The 22,214-nt window shown below is 44.2% G+C and carries 22 protein-coding genes and 1 other RNA gene; 3 read left to right on the forward strand and 20 right to left on the reverse strand.

The annotated features are described in order from the left end of the window. Nucleotides 1-213: 213 nt before the first annotated feature. The 13 genes from AC3E6G_RS07475 to AC3E6G_RS07535 form a co-directional block, all read right to left on the reverse strand. Nucleotides 214-888 carry a rhomboid family intramembrane serine protease gene (locus tag AC3E6G_RS07475; RefSeq protein WP_195550582.1) on the reverse strand — a complete coding sequence of 225 codons (675 nt, stop codon included), beginning with the start codon at nt 886-888 and terminating at the stop codon, nt 214-216. Then, nucleotides 872-1,411, reverse strand: a complete 540-nt coding sequence (locus AC3E6G_RS07480; RefSeq protein WP_125374620.1) for a 5-formyltetrahydrofolate cyclo-ligase — start codon at nt 1,409-1,411, stop codon at nt 872-874. Before AC3E6G_RS07480 ends, AC3E6G_RS07475 begins: the two co-directional genes overlap by 17 nt. Before the next feature lie 12 nt (nt 1,412-1,423). Continuing rightward, a complete protein-coding gene (locus AC3E6G_RS07485) occupies nt 1,424-2,557 on the reverse strand; it encodes an N-acetyldiaminopimelate deacetylase (protein ID WP_195550581.1) in 1,134 nt (377 codons plus the stop codon). A 62-nt stretch (nt 2,558-2,619) separates the two neighbouring features. Next, nucleotides 2,620-3,318 carry a 2,3,4,5-tetrahydropyridine-2,6-dicarboxylate N-acetyltransferase gene (gene dapD, locus AC3E6G_RS07490; protein ID WP_195550580.1) on the reverse strand — a complete coding sequence of 233 codons (699 nt, stop codon included), beginning with the start codon at nt 3,316-3,318 and terminating at the stop codon, nt 2,620-2,622. A gap of 106 nt (nt 3,319-3,424) precedes the next feature. Continuing rightward, nucleotides 3,425-4,405 carry a hypothetical protein gene (locus tag AC3E6G_RS07495; RefSeq protein ID WP_195550579.1) on the reverse strand — a complete coding sequence of 327 codons (981 nt, stop codon included), beginning with the start codon at nt 4,403-4,405 and terminating at the stop codon, nt 3,425-3,427. Nucleotides 4,406-4,426: 21 nt separating this feature from the next. Further along, nucleotides 4,427-5,164 (reverse strand): hypothetical protein, encoded by a 738-nt coding sequence (locus AC3E6G_RS07500; RefSeq protein WP_490700754.1) that lies wholly within the window; start codon nt 5,162-5,164, stop codon nt 4,427-4,429. A gap of 10 nt (nt 5,165-5,174) precedes the next feature. After that, nucleotides 5,175-5,906 (reverse strand): hypothetical protein, encoded by a 732-nt coding sequence (locus tag AC3E6G_RS07505; RefSeq protein WP_195550577.1) that lies wholly within the window; start codon nt 5,904-5,906, stop codon nt 5,175-5,177. Between the two features lie 350 nt (nt 5,907-6,256). Then, entirely contained in the window at nt 6,257-7,060 is an 804-nt protein-coding gene (locus tag AC3E6G_RS07510; protein WP_195550576.1) for a hypothetical protein, read from the reverse strand. Nucleotides 7,061-7,081: 21 nt separating this feature from the next. Then, nucleotides 7,082-8,290, reverse strand: coding sequence for a hypothetical protein (locus tag AC3E6G_RS07515; protein ID WP_195550575.1), 1,209 nt, complete (start codon nt 8,288-8,290; stop codon nt 7,082-7,084). A 184-nt stretch (nt 8,291-8,474) separates the two neighbouring features. Further along, nucleotides 8,475-9,824 carry a glucose-6-phosphate isomerase gene (locus tag AC3E6G_RS07520; protein ID WP_195550574.1) on the reverse strand — a complete coding sequence of 450 codons (1,350 nt, stop codon included), beginning with the start codon at nt 9,822-9,824 and terminating at the stop codon, nt 8,475-8,477. A 405-nt stretch (nt 9,825-10,229) separates the two neighbouring features. Further along, an RNA gene (ffs, locus tag AC3E6G_RS07525) (signal recognition particle sRNA small type) lies at nt 10,230-10,315 on the reverse strand. A 41-nt stretch (nt 10,316-10,356) separates the two neighbouring features. Continuing rightward, a complete protein-coding gene (tadA, locus tag AC3E6G_RS07530; RefSeq protein ID WP_049474207.1) occupies nt 10,357-10,869 on the reverse strand; it encodes a tRNA adenosine(34) deaminase TadA in 513 nt (170 codons plus the stop codon). A gap of 219 nt (nt 10,870-11,088) precedes the next feature. Next, on the reverse strand, nt 11,089-12,381 hold the full coding sequence (locus tag AC3E6G_RS07535; RefSeq protein WP_490700755.1) for an adenylosuccinate synthase: 1,293 nt from the start codon (nt 12,379-12,381) through the stop codon (nt 11,089-11,091). Between the two features lie 296 nt (nt 12,382-12,677). Here AC3E6G_RS07535 and gshAB point away from each other — a divergent pair, with 296 nt between their 5' ends. Beyond that, nucleotides 12,678-14,933: a bifunctional glutamate--cysteine ligase GshA/glutathione synthetase GshB gene (gene gshAB, locus AC3E6G_RS07540; protein ID WP_023024633.1), complete on the forward strand. Its 2,256-nt coding sequence runs from the start codon at nt 12,678-12,680 to the stop codon at nt 14,931-14,933. A gap of 252 nt (nt 14,934-15,185) precedes the next feature. Here the strand turns inward: gshAB and AC3E6G_RS07545 are convergent, their stop codons facing one another. Next, nucleotides 15,186-15,314: a hypothetical protein gene (locus AC3E6G_RS07545; RefSeq protein WP_003002006.1), complete on the reverse strand. Its 129-nt coding sequence runs from the start codon at nt 15,312-15,314 to the stop codon at nt 15,186-15,188. Nucleotides 15,315-15,425: 111 nt separating this feature from the next. Between AC3E6G_RS07545 and hslO the strand changes: the two genes are divergently transcribed. Together hslO and dusB are read left to right on the forward strand one after the other, a co-directional pair. Further along, nucleotides 15,426-16,298 carry an Hsp33 family molecular chaperone HslO gene (gene hslO / locus AC3E6G_RS07550; protein WP_490700756.1) on the forward strand — a complete coding sequence of 291 codons (873 nt, stop codon included), beginning with the start codon at nt 15,426-15,428 and terminating at the stop codon, nt 16,296-16,298. Beyond that, nucleotides 16,285-17,265, forward strand: a complete 981-nt coding sequence (gene dusB, locus AC3E6G_RS07555; protein WP_490700757.1) for a tRNA dihydrouridine synthase DusB — start codon at nt 16,285-16,287, stop codon at nt 17,263-17,265. The genes hslO and dusB overlap by 14 nt, the downstream gene beginning before the upstream one ends. Before the next feature lie 319 nt (nt 17,266-17,584). Here dusB and AC3E6G_RS07560 read toward each other — a convergent pair whose 3' ends face one another. From AC3E6G_RS07560 to AC3E6G_RS07585, 6 genes are all read right to left on the reverse strand, one after another. Beyond that, on the reverse strand, nt 17,585-18,382 hold the full coding sequence (locus AC3E6G_RS07560; RefSeq protein WP_195324221.1) for an NUDIX domain-containing protein: 798 nt from the start codon (nt 18,380-18,382) through the stop codon (nt 17,585-17,587). Beyond that, nucleotides 18,383-19,165 (reverse strand): nicotinamide riboside transporter PnuC, encoded by a 783-nt coding sequence (gene pnuC / locus AC3E6G_RS07565; RefSeq protein WP_490700758.1) that lies wholly within the window; start codon nt 19,163-19,165, stop codon nt 18,383-18,385. 12 nt (nt 19,166-19,177) lie between these two features. Continuing rightward, nucleotides 19,178-20,236, reverse strand: a complete 1,059-nt coding sequence (locus tag AC3E6G_RS07570; protein ID WP_490700759.1) for an AAA family ATPase — start codon at nt 20,234-20,236, stop codon at nt 19,178-19,180. A 202-nt stretch (nt 20,237-20,438) separates the two neighbouring features. Further along, entirely contained in the window at nt 20,439-21,173 is a 735-nt protein-coding gene (locus AC3E6G_RS07575) for a hypothetical protein (RefSeq protein WP_485762163.1), read from the reverse strand. A gap of 161 nt (nt 21,174-21,334) precedes the next feature. Next, nucleotides 21,335-21,739: a DUF4430 domain-containing protein gene (locus AC3E6G_RS07580; protein ID WP_490700760.1), complete on the reverse strand. Its 405-nt coding sequence runs from the start codon at nt 21,737-21,739 to the stop codon at nt 21,335-21,337. Continuing rightward, nucleotides 21,720-22,208, reverse strand: coding sequence for an ECF transporter S component (locus tag AC3E6G_RS07585; protein ID WP_490700761.1), 489 nt, complete (start codon nt 22,206-22,208; stop codon nt 21,720-21,722). The genes AC3E6G_RS07580 and AC3E6G_RS07585 overlap by 20 nt, the downstream gene beginning before the upstream one ends. Nucleotides 22,209-22,214: the final 6 nt, after the last annotated feature.

Genomic DNA, 22,214 nt, shown 5'->3' on the forward strand with positions numbered 1-22,214 from the left:
CCTCAAGCGTTTTTTGGACACAAGAAGGTTTTATATACCACCAGTCTACTCCTTTCCAATCAACATTGCAAGCGCTTTCTTTTTTACATTTTTATTCATTTATTTGTGATATTTCTAGCTTTCTATATCATTTTTAAGAGATATATACAAAAAAACTGAGACTTCACTCAGTTTTCAGATAATTTACAAATGTGCTACAAATCCTTGGAAAGCCTAAAATATAAGAGCCCAAGCATATAGAAGACCTGCAACAGCTGTATAAAGGAACAGAGCTCCCAAGCGCCAGCTTTTTTTCACACTATCTCGCTCACCATAGACAGGAAAGACAAAGGCTAGAATCCCTCCTCCTACCAAGCCCCCTAAGTGACCTGCTAGACTAATCCCGGGCATAAAGCTAAAGAGGATATTGATCAGGATCAAGGAAGTATAACTTTGGCTCAGATACTGAATGTAGGGACTCCGAGCAATAAAACGTAAACTGGCAATGGCCCCAAAGATACCGAACAAGGCGGTAGAATCCCCTGCTGCGACGACTTCTGGAGAAAAGACCAGGACAAAAAGATTGCCCATCAAGCCGGATAAGAGGTAGAGGGCTAAGAAGGCCTTTGATCCAAATAAATCTTCTGCGATTCTTCCGAGGAAATAGAGGGTAACCATGTTTAAAACAAAGTGTTGCAAGCCAATATGAACAAACATGGCAGCAAGCAAACGCCAGCTCTGAATCGGGTCTACTTGGATTTCATCTCCTAAGACACCCCCAAAATCATAAACAGTTTGGACAGATTCATAGTCAAAACCACGAAGTAGCAACATGGATAGAAAAACGCCAGTTGTTAATAGAAGCAAGCTACTGGTCACTGGGTATTTCTTATCAAATAGTTGATTCATCCACAAGAACCTCCTTAACAGGGACATCATGGGGAGCAGGTGTAAAGTCTACTTCTTGGCAAGCATAGATGGTGCTGACGGTCGCCCCGTCATAATCTGCCAAATAGCGATCGTAATAGCCTCCTCCATAACCCAGCCGATAGCCATCCTTTTGAAAGGCTACTCCAGGAACATGGATCAAATCAATCTCCGACTTATCGATTGCTTGGCTCCCATCCTCTGGTTCCAAGAGGCCAAAAGATGTTTGTTTCAACTTCTGCGAATCATAGGCCACAAATTCCATGCGTCCTTTTGGATAGGTTTTTGGAATGACGACCTGCTTGCCATCTGCTTGAACTGCGGCAATCAGAATACTCGTATTCACCTCATGCGGGAAGGACAAATAGGTCGCTATAACACTTGCTTCTTGGTAAGCTGACAAAGAGCGTAAACGCTGGATCAAGGCTTGATCGGCCCTTCGCTTGGTCTCCGACTCCAAACCTCTCATCTTCTTCAACACACTTTTTCGAATACTTGCTTTCATTTCCATCTTTCTTTATTGGTTAGCTTTCATTTGTAAGAAAGGACTAATGGCCTTTACACCGAAGGACAGGGCTTCTTCCTTGGGACTCATCTGAGGGTGGTGGAGGGCATAAGGACTGTCCACTCCCAACCAGAACATGACCCCATCCACTTTTGACAAGAGGTAACCGAAATCCTCTCCGGTCATCGCAGGCAGGATATCAATCAAGGTGACATCTTCTGCTTGATCAAAGAAGGTCATCAGTTCATCTGCCAAGTCTGGATTGTTTTCCACCGGCAAATAGCCCCCTTGCTTGAGTTCTAGCTCTAAGTCCATATCAAAAGTCGCCGCAACCCCTCTCGCAATCGTCTCGAGTCGCTTCTGGGTCAAGAGGTTCATTTCCTTGGTCAGAGTCCGAATCGTCCCATGCAAAAAGGCCGTCTCTGCAATGACATTATTGGTCGTCCCCGCATGCATGGAGCCGAAAGTCACAACTGCTCCCTCGATAGGATCGACATTGCGGCTAACAATGGTTTGAACCTGGGTGACAAAATAGCTAGCAGCGACCAGGGCATCCTTAGCTTCATGTGGAAAAGCGGCGTGTCCACCTTTTCCTTTAAAGGTCAGCTTCACTTCACAGGTCCCTGCAAAGAGCGTCCCCCGATTGGTCGCAATCTCACCTACCTTTAAGTCTGGTCGGACATGGAGGCCGTAGAATTGATCAGGCAGCCAGTCTCCAAAGGCACCATCTTCATACATGAGCATGCCTCCGGCTTCATTTTCCTCGGCTGGTTGAAAGAGGAACAAGAGATTGTTCTTAGGCTGTTCTTGAACCAGTTGCTCCAGCAAGCCCAAGGCTAAGGTCATATGAACATCATGGCCACAGGCATGCATCCGACCTTCGTGACGAGAGGCAAAGTCAAGACCAGTCTGCTCAACAATGGGCAGTCCATCGATATCCGTCCGCCAGCCAATGGTCTTTTCGGGATTGGATCCCTTCAGAAAAACCAGGATCCCCGTCCGCCAGGTCCGCTGCTCGACGAACTCTTTTCCCTCGGTGATTTCTGCGATGCGCTCCAAGAGATAGGCTTGTGTTTTAAATTCTTCTAGTCCAATTTCTGGGATTTGATGCAGGTCCCGTCGAATCTTTACTAAATCAAGTGTCATATCCGTCTTCCTCTTTTGAGAAGAAGCCGAGGTATCCCCCAGCTTCCTACTTCTATACTCTCTTAAAGGTTACGCAAGGCATCCTCAAGGGCTGTTTTTTGTTGCGTCTGCTCGTCAATAGTCTTAATCACGCGCGCAGGTACACCAGCTACTACCACATTTTCAGGGACATCCTGGGTAACAATCGCACCCGCCGCTACGACAGAGCCATTACCAACTTGAACTCCTTCGATGACGACAGCATTGGCTCCCACCAAGACGTTATCCCCGATTCGGACTGGTTCTGCAGAGGCTGGCTCAATGACCCCAGCTAGGACCGCTCCTGCTCCGATGTGGCTGTTTTTACCAACTGTTGCACGGCCACCAAGAATGGCTCCCATGTCGATCATGGTCCCTGCACCAATTTCAGCACCGATATTGATGACGGCTCCCATCATGATCACCGCATTGTCTTCAATAGTCACCTGATCTCGAATGATCGCACCCGGTTCAATCCGAGCATTCAAATAACGCTTGTCCAGCAAAGGTACCGCCGAATTGCGACCATCTTGCTCTACGATATAATCTTTATTTTCTGTTAAGTTGACAAGAAGGGGCTCAATCTCTTTCCAGTCTCCAAATAGGACATTGCCTAGTTTCACAACGGATGCCGGAAGATCTCCTGCCAGTTCCCCTTCAAAAGTTACTTTAACATTGGTTTTCTTCTCTGCATTGCCGATAAAGGCGATAATCTCTTGTGCAGTCATTTTTTGTGCAGTCATGGCAATACCTCTTGTTCTATGTAGTCAGTCCTCTAGGAAGATAGGCTCCTTTTGAACTCTTTGATTTTACTATTATAGCATAATTTAACGGACACATTAAATCACGCTATGGTTTCTTTTTAACAGCTATTCCTTTTAGATACCACTGCTCGGAGTTTTCCTCGAAATTTAGGGAAACTAGTTCATTGTCTACTGTTGAATAGGAGAGGGTGCAGGAGTATACTTTCTGAGAAGATGAGATGGAAAAATGTGTGACTTCAGGAGTTCCCATTTGAGAAATAACGTCATGAATTTCCTGTCCATCTTGAGAAAAGAGAGCTCTAAATTCTTCTGTTGTTTTGGTCGGTTCTCCTAAAGAATTACCGTAATATCCCATATAGATATTAGTGACCCTATACTCATTGTCATGTCCCATTAGATTAAAACTGACATTTCCACGATTATCCGGTAGTTCATATTGTAAGGTAATTCCCCGATTGTCTGCACTTACATTAGAAAAAAAACCTCTTTTGGCTTTTCCATACTGATTCACAAGTTCTTCTGCGGTCACATTGGATAATTTATTTTTTTGACTGAGAACTAATAACTCGTCAAAATTAAAGTCACGAATCCCATTATCTCCATCTATATAGGGGGAATTATCGGCAGTCAATTGTCCCGATTTCATATCTGACTCACTCTTCTCTTCCTTTGTTGAGCTAGAAGATTCTGATGTTTGGCTAGAGGAGGCAGATGATTGTTTAGAGGATGTCGAACTGAAAGAATGACGGTCCTGTTTCTTACTTACTGGGGTATCCTGCTCTGTCTTTTGGGAAGATTGACTCACATAGCCAATTACCCCAATTATAAAAGTAAAGAGAAGAACCACCCCCACGCCAGCTACTAGAAGAGAACCGAAGTGAGGCAAGCCTGATCCACGAAAAGCGTCCTCACGGACACTTCTCTTCACTCCTTTTTGATAGCTCCGAAGACTGGGACTTTCAAAAGCTTCTCCTTCAGGTCCACGATCCGAAAAGACTTCAGACACTTCCCGATTCCTACTTGGGAACCTAGACCATTCTCTTTGAATCTGTCTATCTTTTTCCATTCCATTTTCCCTTTTATTTACTTACATTTGTTTTTTAGGATCTAGTTGACTCTTACGCAACAAGTAATAAGAATCCTCTACCTGTTCAAGCTCCAATAAATATGTTTTTCCCTTCTCATCCTGATAGGACAGTTGAAAGCCTTCCCGATCAGGGCCGATTTGGCGTCGGACAAGGGACTGCAAGCCCATATAGCTACCTAGAAGTGCCTTCAAATCTATCTTTTCTCCAGGTTCTAAGCTCTGATAAACTCTTTCTGAAAAAACTTTTTTCCCATCCCGATTGAGATTGGCCAGACTCGCATCGATCTCTTCTAACAGATAGCTACCATCAACCCCCTTGCTAAAAAGCAAACGGATGGATGAGCCCTTCCCTCTGTCGTCCCATCGATAGAGCAAGGAGAGACTGGGTTGCTTGCTTGCTGCAGATTGAATGAGGACTTTCTCTTGCGGATGTCCCATCTCCTTCAGAAGGGTCTCCAGGCGACTTCCAGTCTGCTTTAGGCTATCGTTTTGGTTCTTTATCGATAGAGGGAAATGCTCGATCTGATCCAAGGTCCATGGCGAATCCTTTTTTTCATTCGTTTCTTTCAAGAGTCGCTCCCCTTGAAATTCTTTCGCTTTAAAAGTTGATAAGTTCCTTATTTCATTTATGGCTGTAGAATTTTTCGGCGGATGACTAAGGACCTCTAGACCCATCCCTAAGAGGAGCGCTAGCAGCAGGAGACCAGGAACTTTTAACTTCTTGATGACTGTATCCATTTACTCCTCCTTATTCGACCTTGACTAGATGATAGCGAGCATCTTTTTGGGGTTGCAAAGTGAGAAAGACCAGACCCTCTTGTGCACGGTAGGTCAAAACCAAAACTGTCTTTCCATCCTTATGATTCAAAAGCAATGATTGTGGCAAGCCGACCTTTTGTAAAATGTCTTCTAGTTTCATGCCTGTTTTCTCTTTCCCACTAGCAAGACTGGTCAGGACCGCCTTTTTCAGCTGTTTACTTTCTAAATTGTGCTTAGAGCTTGGTTGATAGCCCTGAATAGCGGTCAGATAGTAACCATCCCTCATATGGGTAAATTCAAATTGGTATCTATCTCGACCATCTTGTGTCGTCCCATAGCTGAGCCGAAGGAGCTGCGTTCTAGCTTTTGATTCAAGCCGAGCCTGCTTGGCTCCCCCTAATTTTTCGACCAGGGTCTCTGGGGTCGTCCCCTTGGTGCTTGGCACAAGAGTCGCATCTCCTATTTTAAACTCCAGCAATTTCTCCAAATTCACCCCAACTTCTGGGAGATCTGATTTCGCTAGGAAGTCCTTCAGATAGACTTCTTCCTTACTAAAGGTCACTTGCCGGTCTGGACTTAGCTGGTCTTGTGGTCTCCCAGAAGCAGCGAGTCCATAGCCTACTCCCAGCATTCCGAGAATCCCTATAATAATCCCTCTTTTTTGGATGAAAGCTAAGAGGGTCTTCAGATGTTTTCTTGTTATTTCCTTTACATTATCCATTCTGCAATCGTATCTGTATCCCTTTCCTTCCAACTGTTTACCCCTGTTTCCTATGGTAACATATCCTACTATACCATAAATAGCCCGTCCTCGCTAGAATAGAGAAGAGGCTGGGACAAAAGTCCTAGCCTCTCAATTGTCTTTGGATTGTCGAGCAAGACGCAGTGGTTGAGTGAGCTCTACTACGCTGATTTCATCAGCTTTTACAGCCCTACTCAACTGTGCGGAGGTGGGACGACGAAATCGAATTCTAACCAATTACCGATTTCTGTCCCACTCTCTTTTTCTAGCATTAAGAAAGTTGATTTTTTCTCTTCCCCTACCATTATGAGGCAGAAAAGCGACCGATCTTAGTCATCGCCTTTTTTAGCAAGAAGGAAATCTCCATCTGATTGTTTCACAAAAGTCAACTTATATTGGTCTGTCGTTGAGGATTTAAAACGGATTGTCATGGTAGTAACAATATCGTGAGTTTTATAGTCTTCATCAGCAGACAAAGAGAGAGAATAAATAGTATTATCTTTCAAAACTTCCTTGTAAGAAACGCCATCCTTACCAGTTTTGGTATCCCCGACTTTAAGCTTGTCATAGTAAGAAGAGGTCATGAAATTGTCCTCAGCTTCGTTATAATCCCCTGAATAATAGAGGTCCTGTAAATAATAGGTATCTCCCTCTTTCTTAAAGGTCAATCTCATATCACGAACGGTATGGTATTGAGAATAGGTATCATCCTGATCTTCTTTTAACTCGCCCCACTCTAGATCAATGAGATCTCTTCTAAATGAACCTTGTAAGGCTTTTCCGTGTTTATCCACAACATCTTCAATGGATGTTCCCAAATTTGAAGTTGAGTAAGTACCAAGCTCGAGATCAGCCAAATCAGTAATGTTCCATGTAAAATCAGTATCTTCTGGATCAATATACTTTCCAGACTGATCGCGTTTTGATTCCCCTGCATCAGCTTTCGGATGAAGGGCAGGATAGGAACTTTTAGCACTATTTGCTGCACCCATAGAATGGCCGACGAAGAGACCGATAATGACTCCTAAGACAGCAAAACCACTAATACAAGCAATTAACAGACCTTTCCCTGGCTTCTTCTGATCACCAGTTTCTGGCACACCAAATGGTGCCTGTGATTGATTCGTATTCATCTTTCATCTATCTCCTCTATATTAAAAACGTTCTGGACCAATGTATAAGAAGTCCCCATCTGGTTGTGCTAAGAAGCGTAATGTCTTATAATCGTCTCCCACTTTAAGGTTGATCTTTGCAACCACTCGAGTAGAGTCATACTCTTCTCCATCAGCAGTGATTTTTGTCTCTGTACCAATTTGAACATTTTGTTTATGTTTTTTCAAAACTTCTAATAAGGAGGTTCCACCTTTACCAGTTTTCTTATCTCCTTTTTTCAGATTTTTGAATTCTTTCGTGCTCATCTCACGTTCGTTTGAAGTATCTTCATCTTCATCGTCTTCACTAGCATAGACTTCTTCCAAGTTAAAGGCTTCTACAGATTTCAAATAATAGTTACCATCCACTTTTTCAAATCGGAAATAAATATTTTGGTGAGAGGCGTTCTTTGCACGATCCCAAGTAAGAGTCATGCCTTTCTTTTCATATTCGACACTAGTAGCCAATCCATACGTATCAACAATCTGATCAGCAGTCAAGCCATAACCGTCCTTGTTGCTGTAACTTAATGCTGCAAGGTCTTTAAGGGTCCAAGTAAAGACAACCTCATCCTTTTCTGTGGTGAAGCCCTTCTTTGTCTTCTTTGCTTCTTCGCTGGCACGATCTAATCGTTTGGTACGTTTAGCATCTGCTTGAGGTTTAGATGAATGTCCCCAGAAATAACCAGCTCCGCCACCAATCAAGCCACCAAGAAGGAGTGCAAGAATAGAAAAGACAACAAATTTCGTCCATACACCCTTCGGATTTGGCTGAACATTCCATTGCGATTGGAAGGCTTGAGGGGTCCCTTGTTGATAGAAAGGATTGTTTTCTACCTGAGGAGCTTGGTTTTGGAAAAATTGTTCCTGTCCTCCAGTTTGTGGTCCTTCTACTGGAGAAGACTGTTGGAAGCCTTGCGCTCCTGGTGCACCAAATGGCTCATAAGCTGTTTGGCCATTTTGTACTCCAAAAGGGTCTTGGAAGTTTTGGCCCATTGAATCTTCAAGAGGTTCTTGAGCAGCCTGCCCCCCTTGTGCTCCAAAAGGGTCTTGGACGGTTTGACCCGTTTGGGCTTCAAGAGGTGGTTGAACAGTTTGTTCGTTTTGTGCTCCAAAAGGTTCTTGAACAGTTTGTCCCTCTTGTGTTCCAAAAGGCTCTTGAACAGTTTGTCCCTCTTGTGTTCCAAAAGGTGTCTTGTCTTCTGTTGTCATAATCTCTCCTTTACTAACAACCTTCGCTCATCGTTCTTTCTACTTTTTTGTGATCATAGTTTGACGTGCAAAGTATAAATATAGTAGTTCTACTATATCATAAAACAGTCTATTTTTCCACCTCATTCTGAGATATGGAAAGCGATTAAAAAACGACCTCTTTCGAGATCGTTTTGTCTGTCTATTAAAGACGAGCGTTGAGTTCTTTGCTCAATTCTTCAAATCCTGGTTTACCAAGAAGGGCAAACATGTTACGTTTGTATGCTTCAACACCTGGTTGGTCAAATGGGTTGATCGCATTCAAGTAACCTGAAAGGGCGATAGCCAATTCGAAGAAGTAGATAGTGTATCCAAGAGTGAAGGCATCTTGCTCAGGAAGAGTCACGTACATGTTTGGTACGTCACCGTCAGTGTGGGCAAGAAGAACACCATCAGTCGCTTTTTTGTTAACGAAATCAACGTCTTTTCCTTGGAGGTAGCCAAGTCCGTCAAGGTCTTCTTCCAAAGTAGGGATGATCACATTCTTACGAGGTTTGTCAACGCGGACAACTGTTTCAAACATGATACGAGTTCCTTCTTGGATAAATTGACCCAATGAGTGCAAGTCTGTTGAGAAGTTAGCTGAAGTTGGGTAGATACCTTTTTGATCTTTCCCTTCTGACTCACCAGCCAATTGTTTCCACCATTCTGAGAAGTATTGAAGAGATGGCTCGTAGTTTACCAAGATTTCAGTCGCATAACCTTTACGGTAAAGGATGTTACGAACTGCTGCATATTGGTAAGCTTCGTTTTCTGAAAGTTTGTCTAAAGTGTAGTCTTTACGAGCAGCGTTCGCACCTTCCATAAGGGCTTTGATATCTGCACCTGATGCTGCGATTGGAAGCAATCCAACTGCTGTCAATACTGAGAAGCGTCCACCGATATCATCTGGAACTACAAATGTTTCCCAACCGTTCGCATCTGCTTCAACCTTAACAGCACCTTTTTGGCGGTCAGTAGTTGCGTAGATCCGTTTGTTAGCTTCTTCTTGACCGTATTTCTTCACCAAGAGTTCTTTAAAGACACGGAAAGCGATGGCTGGTTCAGTTGTTGTACCTGATTTAGAAATCACATTGACTGAGAAGTCTTTATCTGCAACATACTCTACTAAGTCAGCAAGGTAAGTTGATGAGATTGAGTTTCCAGCATAAAGGATTTGTGGAGCTTTGCGTTCTTCTTTTGTTTGCAAGTTTGCAAAGTGGTGGTTCAAGAAGTCAATGGCAGCTTTCGCTCCAAGGTATGATCCACCAATACCGATAACGACCAAAACATCACTGTCTGCTTTGATTTGCTCAGCAGCTTTCAAGATGCGGTCAAATTCTTCGCGGTCGTAGTTTTCAGGAAGGTCCAACCAACCCAAGAAGTCGCTACCAGCACCAGTTCCTTTACGGATCAATTCGTCTGCTGCTGTAACTTGTGCTTGCATGTATTCCACTTCATGTGGTGCAACAAATTTGTCTAATACTTTTGAATAATCAAATTTAATATGTGACATAGTATTCCTCCAATATTTCTTCTCCTCTATGATATCGCTTTACAGGGATTTAATCAAGGGAAACCATCTTGTAAAACGTTTTCATTTGCTAATTTTTTATTTTCACAAATCAAGAAACGACGCAATAGCAATCGTTTGCATATACGGACTTATTTTAAGCGGAACAGACAAAAAAGAAGCTTCTTCCGAAACTCCATTTTCACGCTATTATTCTTTGAAACCGCTAATGAATTTCAAGATGACGCTAGTGAGTGATCGGCTACAGGTCTCGTAAATCCTATGGGTCAGATCTCCTCCTGCAGACTTGACTCTCTATATATTTCGGAACGTAGTTCTCGCTTTGCTCGAACTGCGTCAATGTACCTAAGTTCATCCGCGTCCGTTGGACTTGATTCACTAAGGTACATAGAAAAAGAGCACACAGTTCACTTCGCTTAGGGCTGCTGGATTCCTCCCCTGACCCGCTTCACGCAGAACTGTTGCTCCGATAGGTATTATAACATAATTTACTGAATTTGCAAAGGTCCGGTTTTTATTCTTGTGTTTCGGCCTTAGCTGCGAGCTTGGCTTGTTTTTTTCGTTCTCGGCCTTGGCGGAAAAAGGTCTGCATAATGGCTGCACATTCTGCTTCCAAGATTCCTGTTTCTACTTCCACCCGGTGATTGAGACGTTCATCTGTCAAAATGTCGTAGAGACTCCCTGCTCCACCAAACTTCTGATTGGTCGCACCGTAGACTACCTGAGGGATCCGGGCCAGCCCGATGGCACCACTGCACATGACACAGGGTTCAATGGTCACAAATAGGGTGGTATCCAGCAAACGCCAGCTCTCTTCGTGCTGATTGGCTTCTTCGATCGCCATTACCTCCGCATGCATGACCGCTCGCTGCAATTCTTCTCGCGCGTTGTGCCCACGTCCAATGATCTCGCCGTCTTTGACAATGACACAGCCAATAGGAATTTCCTCATGGGCCAAGGCGATCTCTGCCTCTTTTAAAGCCTCTCGCATAAAAGCTTCTTTCTCTTCTAGGGTATAGTCTCTCACTTGTACACTCACTTACTTTTTATGTTCTTGTTCTATTATATGATGAAGCCAGAAAAAAAGCCACCAATGGGTGACTTCTTATAGGGAGATATTATGAAAAAAAGTTTGGATTCTAAACAAAGTTGGGAGGTCTTTGTTTATGGTCTTAGTATAGACCTTGTGTCTTAAAGTAAGCTTAAGACTCAAAAAAGTTGAGAGAGACTCCCAACTTTTATTGAATTATTTACTTGACCAGACACTTTCAAGGATATTGGTTTGGTCACGATCTGGTCCGACTGAGAAGGTTGAAATGCGCACACCAACCAACTCACCGATACGGCGGACATAGTTGCGGGCATTTTCTGGAAGCTCATCCAAGTGACGCACACCGGTGATGTCTTCTGACCAACCTGGTAATTCTTCATAGATTGGTTTGCAACGTTTGAGTTGCTCCAAGCTTGCTGGGTAGTAGTCGATGCGTTCCCCATCCAAGTCGTAGGCTACACAGATTTTTACCGTGTCCAATCCTGACAAAACGTCGATCGAGTTCAAGCTAAGGTTGGTAATTCCTGACACACGACGGCTATGGCGCATCACAACTGAGTCAAACCAACCCACACGACGAGGACGACCTGTTGTCGTACCATACTCATGACCGACTTCACGGATCCGGTCACCCACTTTATCGAAGAGCTCCGTAGGGAATGGTCCATCACCAACACGGCTAGTATAAGCTTTACATACACCGACCACCTTATCAATCTTGCTTGGGCCGACACCTGATCCGATCGTCACCCCACCTGCGACTGGGTTTGAAGAGGTTACAAATGGATAGGTCCCTTGGTCGATATCCAACATAACCCCTTGGGCTCCTTCAAAGAGCACGCGCTTGCCGTTGTCCAAAGCATCGTTCAAGATGACGGAAGTATCGGTTACATATTGTTTGATTTGTTGACCATATTCATAGTATTCTTCGAAGATATCGTCAAAGGAAAGAGCCTCTGCTTCATAGAGTTTGGTAAATTGACGGTTCTTTTCTTCCAAGTTGATGCGCAGGCGTTCTGCAAAGACGTCGCGGTCCAAAAGATCCGCGATCCGGATTCCCACACGCGCAGCCTTGTCCATGTAAGCTGGTCCAATCCCTTTGATGGTCGTTCCGATTTTGTTGTCCCCTTTTGACTCTTCTTGGAGACGGTCCAATTCGATGTGGTAAGGAAGGATGACATGGGCACGGTCAGAAATGCGAAGGCTGTCTGTTGATACCCCTTCTTCATGGAGATAAGCCAACTCTTTGACCAATGATTTCGGGTTGACAACCACCCCATTTCCAATCACAGAGATCTTTTCAGGGAAGAAGATACCAGAAGGAATCAAGTGCAACTTGAACTTTTTGCCATCAATCACGATGGTGTGACCGGCATTGTCCCCACCTTGGTAGCGAGCAATGACTTCTGCATTGGCTGATAGGAAGTCTGTAATCTTCCCTTTTCCTTCATCTCCCCACTGGGTTCCTACAACAACTACTGATGTCATATCTTTGTCTGAGCTATATAGCTCGTCCTTTCTTGAAAAGCAGGCAGGAATCTCACCTGCGATTATGTTTTATACCTCATTATATGAAAAATTTGTCAATTTTTCAAGGAGGGTTCATCATTTCATTTGTTTTTTCTCTTATGTAGACGAATTACATTTTTACAAAATATGTATTTTCTGAATTTTAGTACTTAATTTAAAATAAAAGTTCGGAATTTTTGTAAAATCGTAGCGGAAATTTGCTTTCTTTTTCCGTTTGTAATAGACTAAAATAACTACCATAGGACGGTGAAACGATGACGATTAATCAATTACTGCAGAAACTGGATACATCAAGCCCTATTCTCCAAGCGACCTTTGGTCTGGAGAGGGAAAATCTGCGAGTGACAACTGATGGACACTTAGCTCAAACTGCTCATCCGAGTCAGCTTGGTTCCCGCAATTTCCACCCGACCATCCAAACAGACTTCAGCGAACAACAACTGGAACTAATTACACCTATTGCTCACTCTACTAAGGAAGCGCGGCGCTTACTGGGAGCTATCAGCGATGTGGCAGGCCGCTCAATTGACCAGAGTGAATGCCTGTGGCCTCTGTCCATGCCACCGCAGCTGACTGAAGAAGATATTATCATCGCCCGTCTGGAAAACGAATACGAACGCCACTACCGAGAGGGTTTAGCGAAAAAATATGGCAAAAAACTACAGGCCATCTCTGGCATCCACTACAACATGGAGCTAGGGAAAGATCTGGTCGCTGCTCTCTTTCAAGTCAGCTCCTATCATTTACTCAAGGACTTTAAAAATGACCTCTATCTCAAACTGGCTCGAAACTTTCTGCGTTTCCGATGGCTCTTAACCTATCTCTACGGTGCTGCTCCTCTGGCAGAAGCCGGCTTCTACAGTCAGGAATACCCGCAGCCTATCCGCTCTTTTCGCAACAGCGACTATGGCTATGTCAATGACGAGAATATTCAGGTGTCCTACACTTCTTTGGAGCAATATGTAACCGATATTGAAAACTACGTTCAGTCTGGCGAGCTCAGTGCTGAAAAAGAATTTTACTCAGCCGTTCGCTTCCGTGGACAGAAGCACAATCGCGCCTATCTGGAGCAGGGTATCACCTATCTGGAATTCCGCTGCTTCGATCTCAATCCTTTTGACCATTTGGGCATTAGCCAAGAGACCTTAGATACTGTCCATCTCTTTTTACTGGGCCTGCTCTGGCTAGATGATGTAGAAAATGTTGATGCAGTATTAAAAGCTGCCCATGATTTGAACCAGAAAATTGCTTGTAGCCACCCGCTGACTGCCCTGCCAGATGAGGCAGACAGCTCAGCCCTTCTCCAAGCCATGGAAGAGCTCATCCAGCATTTTGAACTGCCAACTTACTATCAAACTTTGCTGGACCAGATGAGAGAGGCTCTCTTACATCCTCAGCTGACACTGTCAGGACAGCTCCTGCCCCATATCCAGCAAGATTCCTTAACAGCTTTTGGTCTAGAAAAAGCAGAAGAATACCACCGCTATGCCTGGACTGCTCCTTATGCCCTCAAAGGCTACGAAAATATGGAGCTGTCCACCCAGATGCTACTCTTTGATGCTATTCAAAAGGGGCTAAATGTCGAAATTTTAGATGAAAAGGACCAATTTCTCAAGCTTTGGCATGGTAGTCATGTAGAATATGTCAAGAACGGCAATATGACCTCCAAGGATAACTATGTCATCCCTTTGGCCATGGCCAATAAAACAGTCACCAAAAAGATTTTGGCAGCAGCTGACTTTCCCGTTCCGGCTGGAGCAGAATTTTCTTCTCTAGAAGAGGGACTGGCCTACTACCCTTTGATTAAGAACCGAGAAATTGTTGTCAAACCCAAGTCAACTAACTTCGGACTGGGCATCTCTATCTTCCAAGAGCCAGCTAGCCTGGAAGCTTATCACAAGGCTCTGGAGATTGCTTTTTCAGAAGATGTCGCCGTCTTAGTGGAGGAATTTATCGCTGGAACGGAGTACCGCTTCTTTGTCTTAGACGGACAATGCCAAGCAGTCCTCTTGCGAGTGGCGGCCAATGTCGTCGGAGACGGTCAGCATACCGTGAGAGAATTGATTGCCATCAAAAATGACAATCCTCTGCGGGGCCGAGATCATCGTTCACCGCTTGAAATCATTGAACTGGGGGACATTGAACTGCTCATGCTGGACCAGCAAGGCTATGGACCAGATGATATCCTGCCTGCTGGAGTCAAGGTTGACTTGCGGCGCAATTCCAACATTTCTACTGGCGGAGACTCGATTGATGTCACAGACAGCATGCACCCATCTTATAAGGAACTCGCTGCGGACATGGCAAAGGCTATGGGAGCCTGGGCCTGTGGCGTTGATCTCATCATCCCTGACAGCTCTGCTATTTCCACAAAGGAAAATCCCAACTGTACCTGCATCGAGCTCAACTTCAATCCTTCTATGTATATGCACACCTATTGTGCTGAGGGGCCGGGACAAAGCATTACTCCGAAAATACTAGCTAAACTTTTCCCAGAAATGGACCTATAAAGTAAGAAAACGCAGAAGATGTCTCTGCGTTTTTGTTTTGTAACCGAGGTAGAGTTTTAAATGATAACCTAAAAAGATTAAGCATGGTCCTCCTACAAGTTTAAAATAGCAAGTCATTTGCTGTAAAATCATCCTCTAACAAGCAAATTTCAAACCTCTCCTGCATATAGCAGAGGAAATCTTCCCTTTTTCCCAAAAAGAATCATAGGCCGCGAATACAAGGCTAGTATCATCTGAACAAGTTCCAGCCAGTTACTGTTGGCTTCCATAGCCCACCATCTCAATCGCTTTAAAACTGCCTCGGGTTAAAAATTCATACGGAACCCCTAATGCATCAGCTACCGCCAAACCATAGACTGCCGCTTTCAAAGATTGGTTCATGCTAGCCTCCTTTGTTTTATTATACTATTTTTGGTCTTAAAATTCTTCCTAACCCCAAAAAACAAGCGCAGGCCTGCGCCTGTTTTTCTATTTTGTGTTAAAATAAAAGATATGGACAAAATTATCAAAACTATCTCAGAAAGTGGCTCTTTCCGTGCCTTTGTACTAGACAGTACAGAGACCGTGCGAGCAGCCCAAGAATACCATCAGACACAAGCAAGTTCAACAGTGGCCCTTGGGCGCACCCTGATCGCTAGTCAAATTCTCGCAGCCAATGAAAAGGGAAACACCAAGATAACGGTGAAAATCCTCGGTACTAGCTCACTGGGTGCTATTATCACCGTGGCAGATACCCAAGGGAACGTCAAAGGCTACGTGCAAAATCCTGGAGTGGATATCAAGAAGACAGCGACCGGTGAAGTCGTGGTCGGACCATTCGTCGGAAATGGGGAATTCTTAGTCATCACCGACTACGGCACAGGCAATCCTTACCACTCCATGACGCCTCTCGTCACTGGAGAAATCGGTGAAGACCTAGCTTATTACTTGACTGAAAGCCAACAAACGCCATCTGCAGTTGGACTCAATGTCCTACTTGATGAAGAAGACAAGGTCAGGGTAGCCGGTGGTTTCTTGGTACAGGTCTTGCCAAATGCCAAGGAAGAAGAAATTGCCCGTTTCGAAAAACGGATCCAAGAAATGCCAGCCATTTCTACCCTTTTAGCATCTGACGACCATATTGAAGCCCTTCTTGCTGCTATCTACGGTGACGAACCATACAAACGTCTCTCAGAAGAAGAGATCCGCTTCCAGTGTGACTGTAGCAAGGAACGCTTCATGAATGCCTTGGCAAGCTTACCAGCCAAAGACCTTCAAGAAATGAAGGACGAAGACCATGGTGCGGAAATCACTTGCCAATTCTGTCAGACAACCTACCACTTTGATGAAAACGACTTGGAGGAACTCATTCGTGACAAATCTTAATACACCTTTTATGATTGGGAACGTCGAGATCCCAAACCGGACGGTCCTAGCCCCCATGGCCGGTGTGACCAACTCAGCTTTCCGAACCATTGCGAAAGAACTCGGAGCTGGCCTTGTGGTCATGGAAATGGTCTCTGACAAGGGGATCCAATACAATAACGAAAAGACCCTGCATATGCTCCATATCGATGAGGGAGAAAATCCAGTATCGATTCAGCTCTTTGGTAGCGATGAAGACAGCCTGGCTCGCGCAGCTGAATTTATCCAAGAAAATACCAGAACTGATATCGTGGATATCAACATGGGCTGCCCCGTCAATAAAATCGTCAAAAACGAAGCGGGTGCCATGTGGCTCAAGGACCCTGATAAGATTTACTCTATTATCAACAAGGTTCAATCCGTCCTTGATATCCCCCTCACTGTTAAAATGCGGACAGGTTGGTCGGACCCTTCTCTAGCAGTTGAGAATGCCCTCGCAGCCGAAGCTGCAGGTGTCTCTGCCCTCGCTATGCACGGACGGACCCGGGAACAAATGTATACAGGTCATGCGGATCTTGAGACCCTTCACAAGGTTGCACAAGCTTTGACCAAGATTCCATTTATTGCTAATGGTGACATCCGGACGGTGCAAGACGCTAAGCAACGGATTGAAGAAGTTGGTGCAGATGCGGTCATGATCGGCCGTGCTGCTATGGGGAATCCTTACCTCTTCAATCAAATCAATCACTATTTTGAAACAGGAGAAATCCTGCCTGATTTGACTTTCGAAGACAAGATGAAGATTGCTTATGAACACTTGAAGCGCTTGATCAATCTCAAGGGTGAGCACATTGCCGTTCGTGAATTCCGTGGACTTGCCCCTCACTACCTTCGTGGCACCTCAGGCGCAGCCAAACTCCGCGGAGCCATCTCGCAAGCTAGCACTCTAGCTGAGATTGAAGAACTTCTTCAATTAGAAAAAGCTTAATGACAAAAAAACAGCATCGAAATATTGATGCTGTTTAAAATATGTACTAACTATTTTTAACATAAAATAGCTAGCTGGTTTTTCAAAAAAAACTGACTTAATTTTTTTAGTCAGTTAAGTAAATCTAAAACTTTCCGCTGTGAGAAAAGTGCCTGAAACACAAATGTTTCAGGCACTCGGAATTATTGAGACCTTAGGCTCAATAATTAGTCATGGAACTTCGAAGAAGTTCGCTGACGTCCGTACCCACTTAAGGAAAGTTTTTAGAAGAACTTATCTTCATTTGACAGCATCAACTTTTTGATGCTGTTTTTGTATCTTATTGATCCGCTTGAGATTCGCTTTCTTTCCAGCGATAGGTCTTGCGTGGTTTTTTCTTAGGTACCCGCTTGACACCCACTTCTTCAACGTAAGAGCCATAGGTCACAAGGAAATTATTGGTCAAAATTTCTTTATCTGGATGGATTAAATTCACCAACTCGGTTGCTTCGTATACGGTGAAAGGCTCTTCTAGAAGATGGAGGAAGGTTGGATTCCAAGCCAAGCGCCCTTGGATCCGCTTGATGGATTCTTGGACAATCTCATAGTGGTCAAAGGCGAAATCTTCAGCTGTCAAGACACGGCCATCTAGAGAACATTCCCCATGTTTGAAGTCCACATCGAGAAAGAGAACTTCTTTGGCATCATCTCCAGCTCGGACCATATCTACTGCTTCAGCTGGCAAATAAACCAAGTGAGCAATGGTAATGACCCAACCCCGAGGGTCCCGACCAGGAGTAGAAACTGTCATTAGTTGCTCGACCTTTTGAGGGGTCAATTCTAGTCCAACTTCTTCCTGGACTTCACGGATACAAGCCTGGATAGCATCTTCATGCTTTTGCAAGAATCCTCCAACCAAGGCCACCCGATGCTGACAAGGATGCGTTTTCCGACGAATCACTAAGAGTTTTAGGCGCCCCTCCACAAAGCAGTAGGCCACCATATCTGCTGTCACACTTGGATTTTCATAGGTGGGGTGATCCTGCTCCTTATACCAACGAAGGAATTCTTCCTCGCTGACGACCGTCTCGTAGTATTCCTTTTCATTCATCCCTTCCGGAATGCTGATTGTTGCCATCTAAGCAACCTCCTTTTTCACTGCTTTACTCCATTGGTACCAACCAACCAAACTATTGAGGGTGTAGACCCAATACATTCCCTGAATATGGATACTTTCTCCCCACCAGAGGTAGATACTGAAGAGGTTGGTCGCAATCCAGAAAATCCACTGTTCGCGATAGAGACCGGTCATGAGAAGTTGACCGACTCCATTGGTCGCATCTGTCACACTATCACGGAAAGGTCGAGCGCTGTGGATGCTTTTATAAGCATAACCCATCCCTATCCAAATGAGAGCAGTTAGGACCAAATACTTGATCCATTCCATTAAGGTTAATTTCTTGGCCTCAAAGTGAGACTCTTCTGCTCCTCCTTGGTCATTGATCCGATTCGACAACCAGACATAGAGACCGATTGGTTGCATCACGAAGAAGTACAAGGTTGTCAGAACTTCTCCATAGAAGTTTTTGTTCAAGGCTAGGATGAGGTAAATCGCTGAGTTAACTGCTCCAAAGAGATAGTTACTAGCCCGACCTTCTGCTACTAGTATAACACAAACGATTCCTGTCCAGGAGGCAAAGAGCCCTAACCAATCGTGACTTGCTTCCTGATTGGTAAACTCTAAGACAAAGGGCACGCTAGATAAAGCAAGCAAATAGAGCCATTGTGTCAAAGTGCGACCAGCGAATAGGTCTTTCCAAAGGAGTTTCATAATCCCTACGAAGCCACGTTTGCCAGCTTCTCGATGGACATTTTTTAAATGCTCCCCAAATGTTTGAATTTTTTCTTGTAGTCGTTTCATGCTGCTTCTCCTTTAATCAGCTTGATAAATCGTATCGATGACACGTTTCGCTTCTTCATAATTCCCCAAGTAGTCTTGCCCGAGATAGGCTGTAGGAATATCCGAGAGGTATTGATGGCGGAGCTGATCCAGGTGATTTGAAAAACTGTTGCGAATTTCATCATCTGCCATGGTCATATCACGGAAACCATCATTGACATAGGATCCAATGGGTTGAACAAATAAGATTAAATCCCACTTTTCCTTAGCTAGGATACTGACGAATAGGTTGTCAAAGGTATCCGTCATACTGGTCTCTTGGCCTTCTACTGCCATATAGTAGTCGTAATAGCCCTTGGTCACTAGCGAATTCGTATCCGCAATCACTAGCCCTCGATTGGCGCTACTATCGATTAATTTAGAAGTCTGATCGTATTGCCCCAACAAGAGGTAATAGTAATCTTTTGGTGTTAGTTCATCATCCCGTACATTGTTTCTAATTTGATACTCACGAGCATATTCTAAGCTCACTGGCGCATCATAGAAACGGGCCAAATCCTTTGCCAAGGTCGTCTTCCCGTTACTGGCACTCCCCATAATGAGGACTTTCTTCGTAAACTGACGACGGAAGGGTTGGGCAATGTATTTCCAATACTTGCTCGGGTTCTCTCTGATGAGGGTTCCTGAAATGCCAAACTGACGCTCCTGCAGGCGAGCTTCAAAACCTCGCGCTTCCAGTTCTTCTTGGTAAGTCTTCTCTCCAACAAAGAAGATCAGTTCTTCTTTCTCAGAATCATATTGAATCGTTTCTAAGGCTGTTTTCAACCAAGGTTCCCATCCCAAGGGATAGCGAGGAAGGTCTGTCTCGTCTAATTTATAAATTTGGGTAAGTTCATCATTTGAAAAACCTTCTCGAATATAGCGAAAACGTTTCTGCAAAGGAAGGCCAACTTCTTCTCCTCGGTCACCTTTGTAACCAGAGACTATCACACAAACGCGGTCGCATTGGCGTTTTGCCCGTTGAATTAAATCAATATGCCCTTGATGAAGGGGGGCAAACGTTCCAAATACTACTGCCACTTTTTCTTTCATCTAACTGGCTCCTTTATCATAATGTCAAAACATGTTTTGCTTATGATTTTATTATAAACTATAATTTCAATCTGTCAATACCTTTTTATAAAAAAATATATTTTTATAAAATAAAAATTAAAAAGATTCAACTCTGTATGTTATTATACAGAATTGAATCTCTGATTTCAATCATTTTTTTAATTTTCTCATTGGCGAGCCATTATTCCCGAACCAAGGCATGCGCATGGCCATTTTCTGTCACTTGAACACTTGCCACTTGACCATCTTGACCGACAACTATATCCAAGCTAGCCGCAGATCCATCTTGGGCGGAAATCAAGCCAGCATGGTAATGGCCTTGATCCAAGTTGTATTCATAGCTTCCAATTGTATAGCCCACTGCATCGCCACCCGGAGTTTGAATGGTTACTTGTCCACCTTGTCCGATGCTTACGCCTGTATCACGACCGTCGGTCCAACTACCTGCTGCTCCTGAATAATCTCCTGAGGCATAGCTCAAGACACCTTTATAGCGTGGGTTCTCTGTCTTAGAGGCTTGCTCTTTGGCAGTTGTGCGACCTTCCTCCAAGCTAGGACGTTTTGGTTTTTCAGGTGCTGGGGTCACTGCTGGTTTTGTTTCTTTGCTAGGACTTGGGGCCAGGCCTTGATTGGCTTCTGGAAGTCTTGGTGTCACCGGAGTTTCTTGGCTCGCTTGTGTTTCGCTCGAAGCGATGGCAGGAGTTTGTGCTACCTCAGCGCTTTGTTGACTTTGTGTGGTTTTGCTTGTGGTCTTTTTCTCTTCCTTTTTACTAGTAGAGCTTTGTTTCACTTGCGCAATTTTACTAGTTGAAGATGGACTGGTTTCCTTTTTCTTTTCTGATCCACAGCCGCTTAAGAGAAGAGCAGCTGTTAGAGCAAGGGTAGATAGACTAAATAAGGTTCCTTTCGTTTTCATGGCAATACCTCTCTTTTGTAACATTTGTTACATTTTGTAATATAATTGTAACATTCATCTATAGGGAAGTCAAGAGGATTTACAAGTCTTATAAAAATAGAAACTAGTTTCAAAAAAAGAGTGAACAAATGGAGCCCTACTCCAAGCATTCACTCTTTTTCTTATTGATAAACTTCTTGATAAAATTCGATGGTATCTCCATCTTGGACAGTCGTTTCTGCTGCCCCTTTTGGTGCCATCTCTCCATTGATCTTGTACATCCAATAGAGTCCCTTGCTTTCATCCTGGGCTACGCCATCGATCGAGGTGATGAGGCCGCTCTTCTCCTCAATCTTGTAGTTAGCTTTCAGGACTTCCATCAGGTTGGCTTTTTCAGCAACCTTCAAGGTCTTGCTTTGAGCTTCTTGCCCTTCAGGGGCGATACTGACCGTAATGGTAATTTGTTTTTCTTTGGCTACTTGTGAGCTAGAAGATGAGCTTTCCGTAGTCGATGGTGTACTTTGTCCGCAACTGACCAATACAAGAGCTGCTAGGACAGCAAAGAAGCTATAAAGTGTTTTTTTCATGATACAATCTCCTAAATACTACATAAAGTAGAGGGTAAAAACAGGCGGTGGAAAGGGCGTGGGCTAGGTTAAAGCTAAAGCCATTCACCAGTGCGTAGGTCCACCAAGGCATGTGATAGAGGACAGCATAAACACTATCAATCAACATCCCGTAGAGAAAGGATAAAATGCCGGCCACCAGGGTTTGGACTTCCAAAGACAAGTGGCGATAAAGCCCCCGCCAAAGAGTCAAGAGGAAGGCAAAGGCCAGTATCTGAGCGAGCACCACTGGACTCATCCCCAAGAGAAAAGCCGAGGTAAACATGGTGACCGCCATCACCAAACAGGCAAATTGCCAATCTTCAAATAGCACCAGTAAAAAGAAAATGGCACTAATGGGTTGGACATTGGGCAAGAAGGCAAAGGCTTGTCTCAGTACCACACAGAGGGCTGCTAAGAGGGTGATTCGGGTCAAGCGTTTGAGAGGCACTGCATA

It is taken from the genome of Streptococcus sp. SCPM-O-B-23252 (M501) (genome assembly GCF_058200355.1).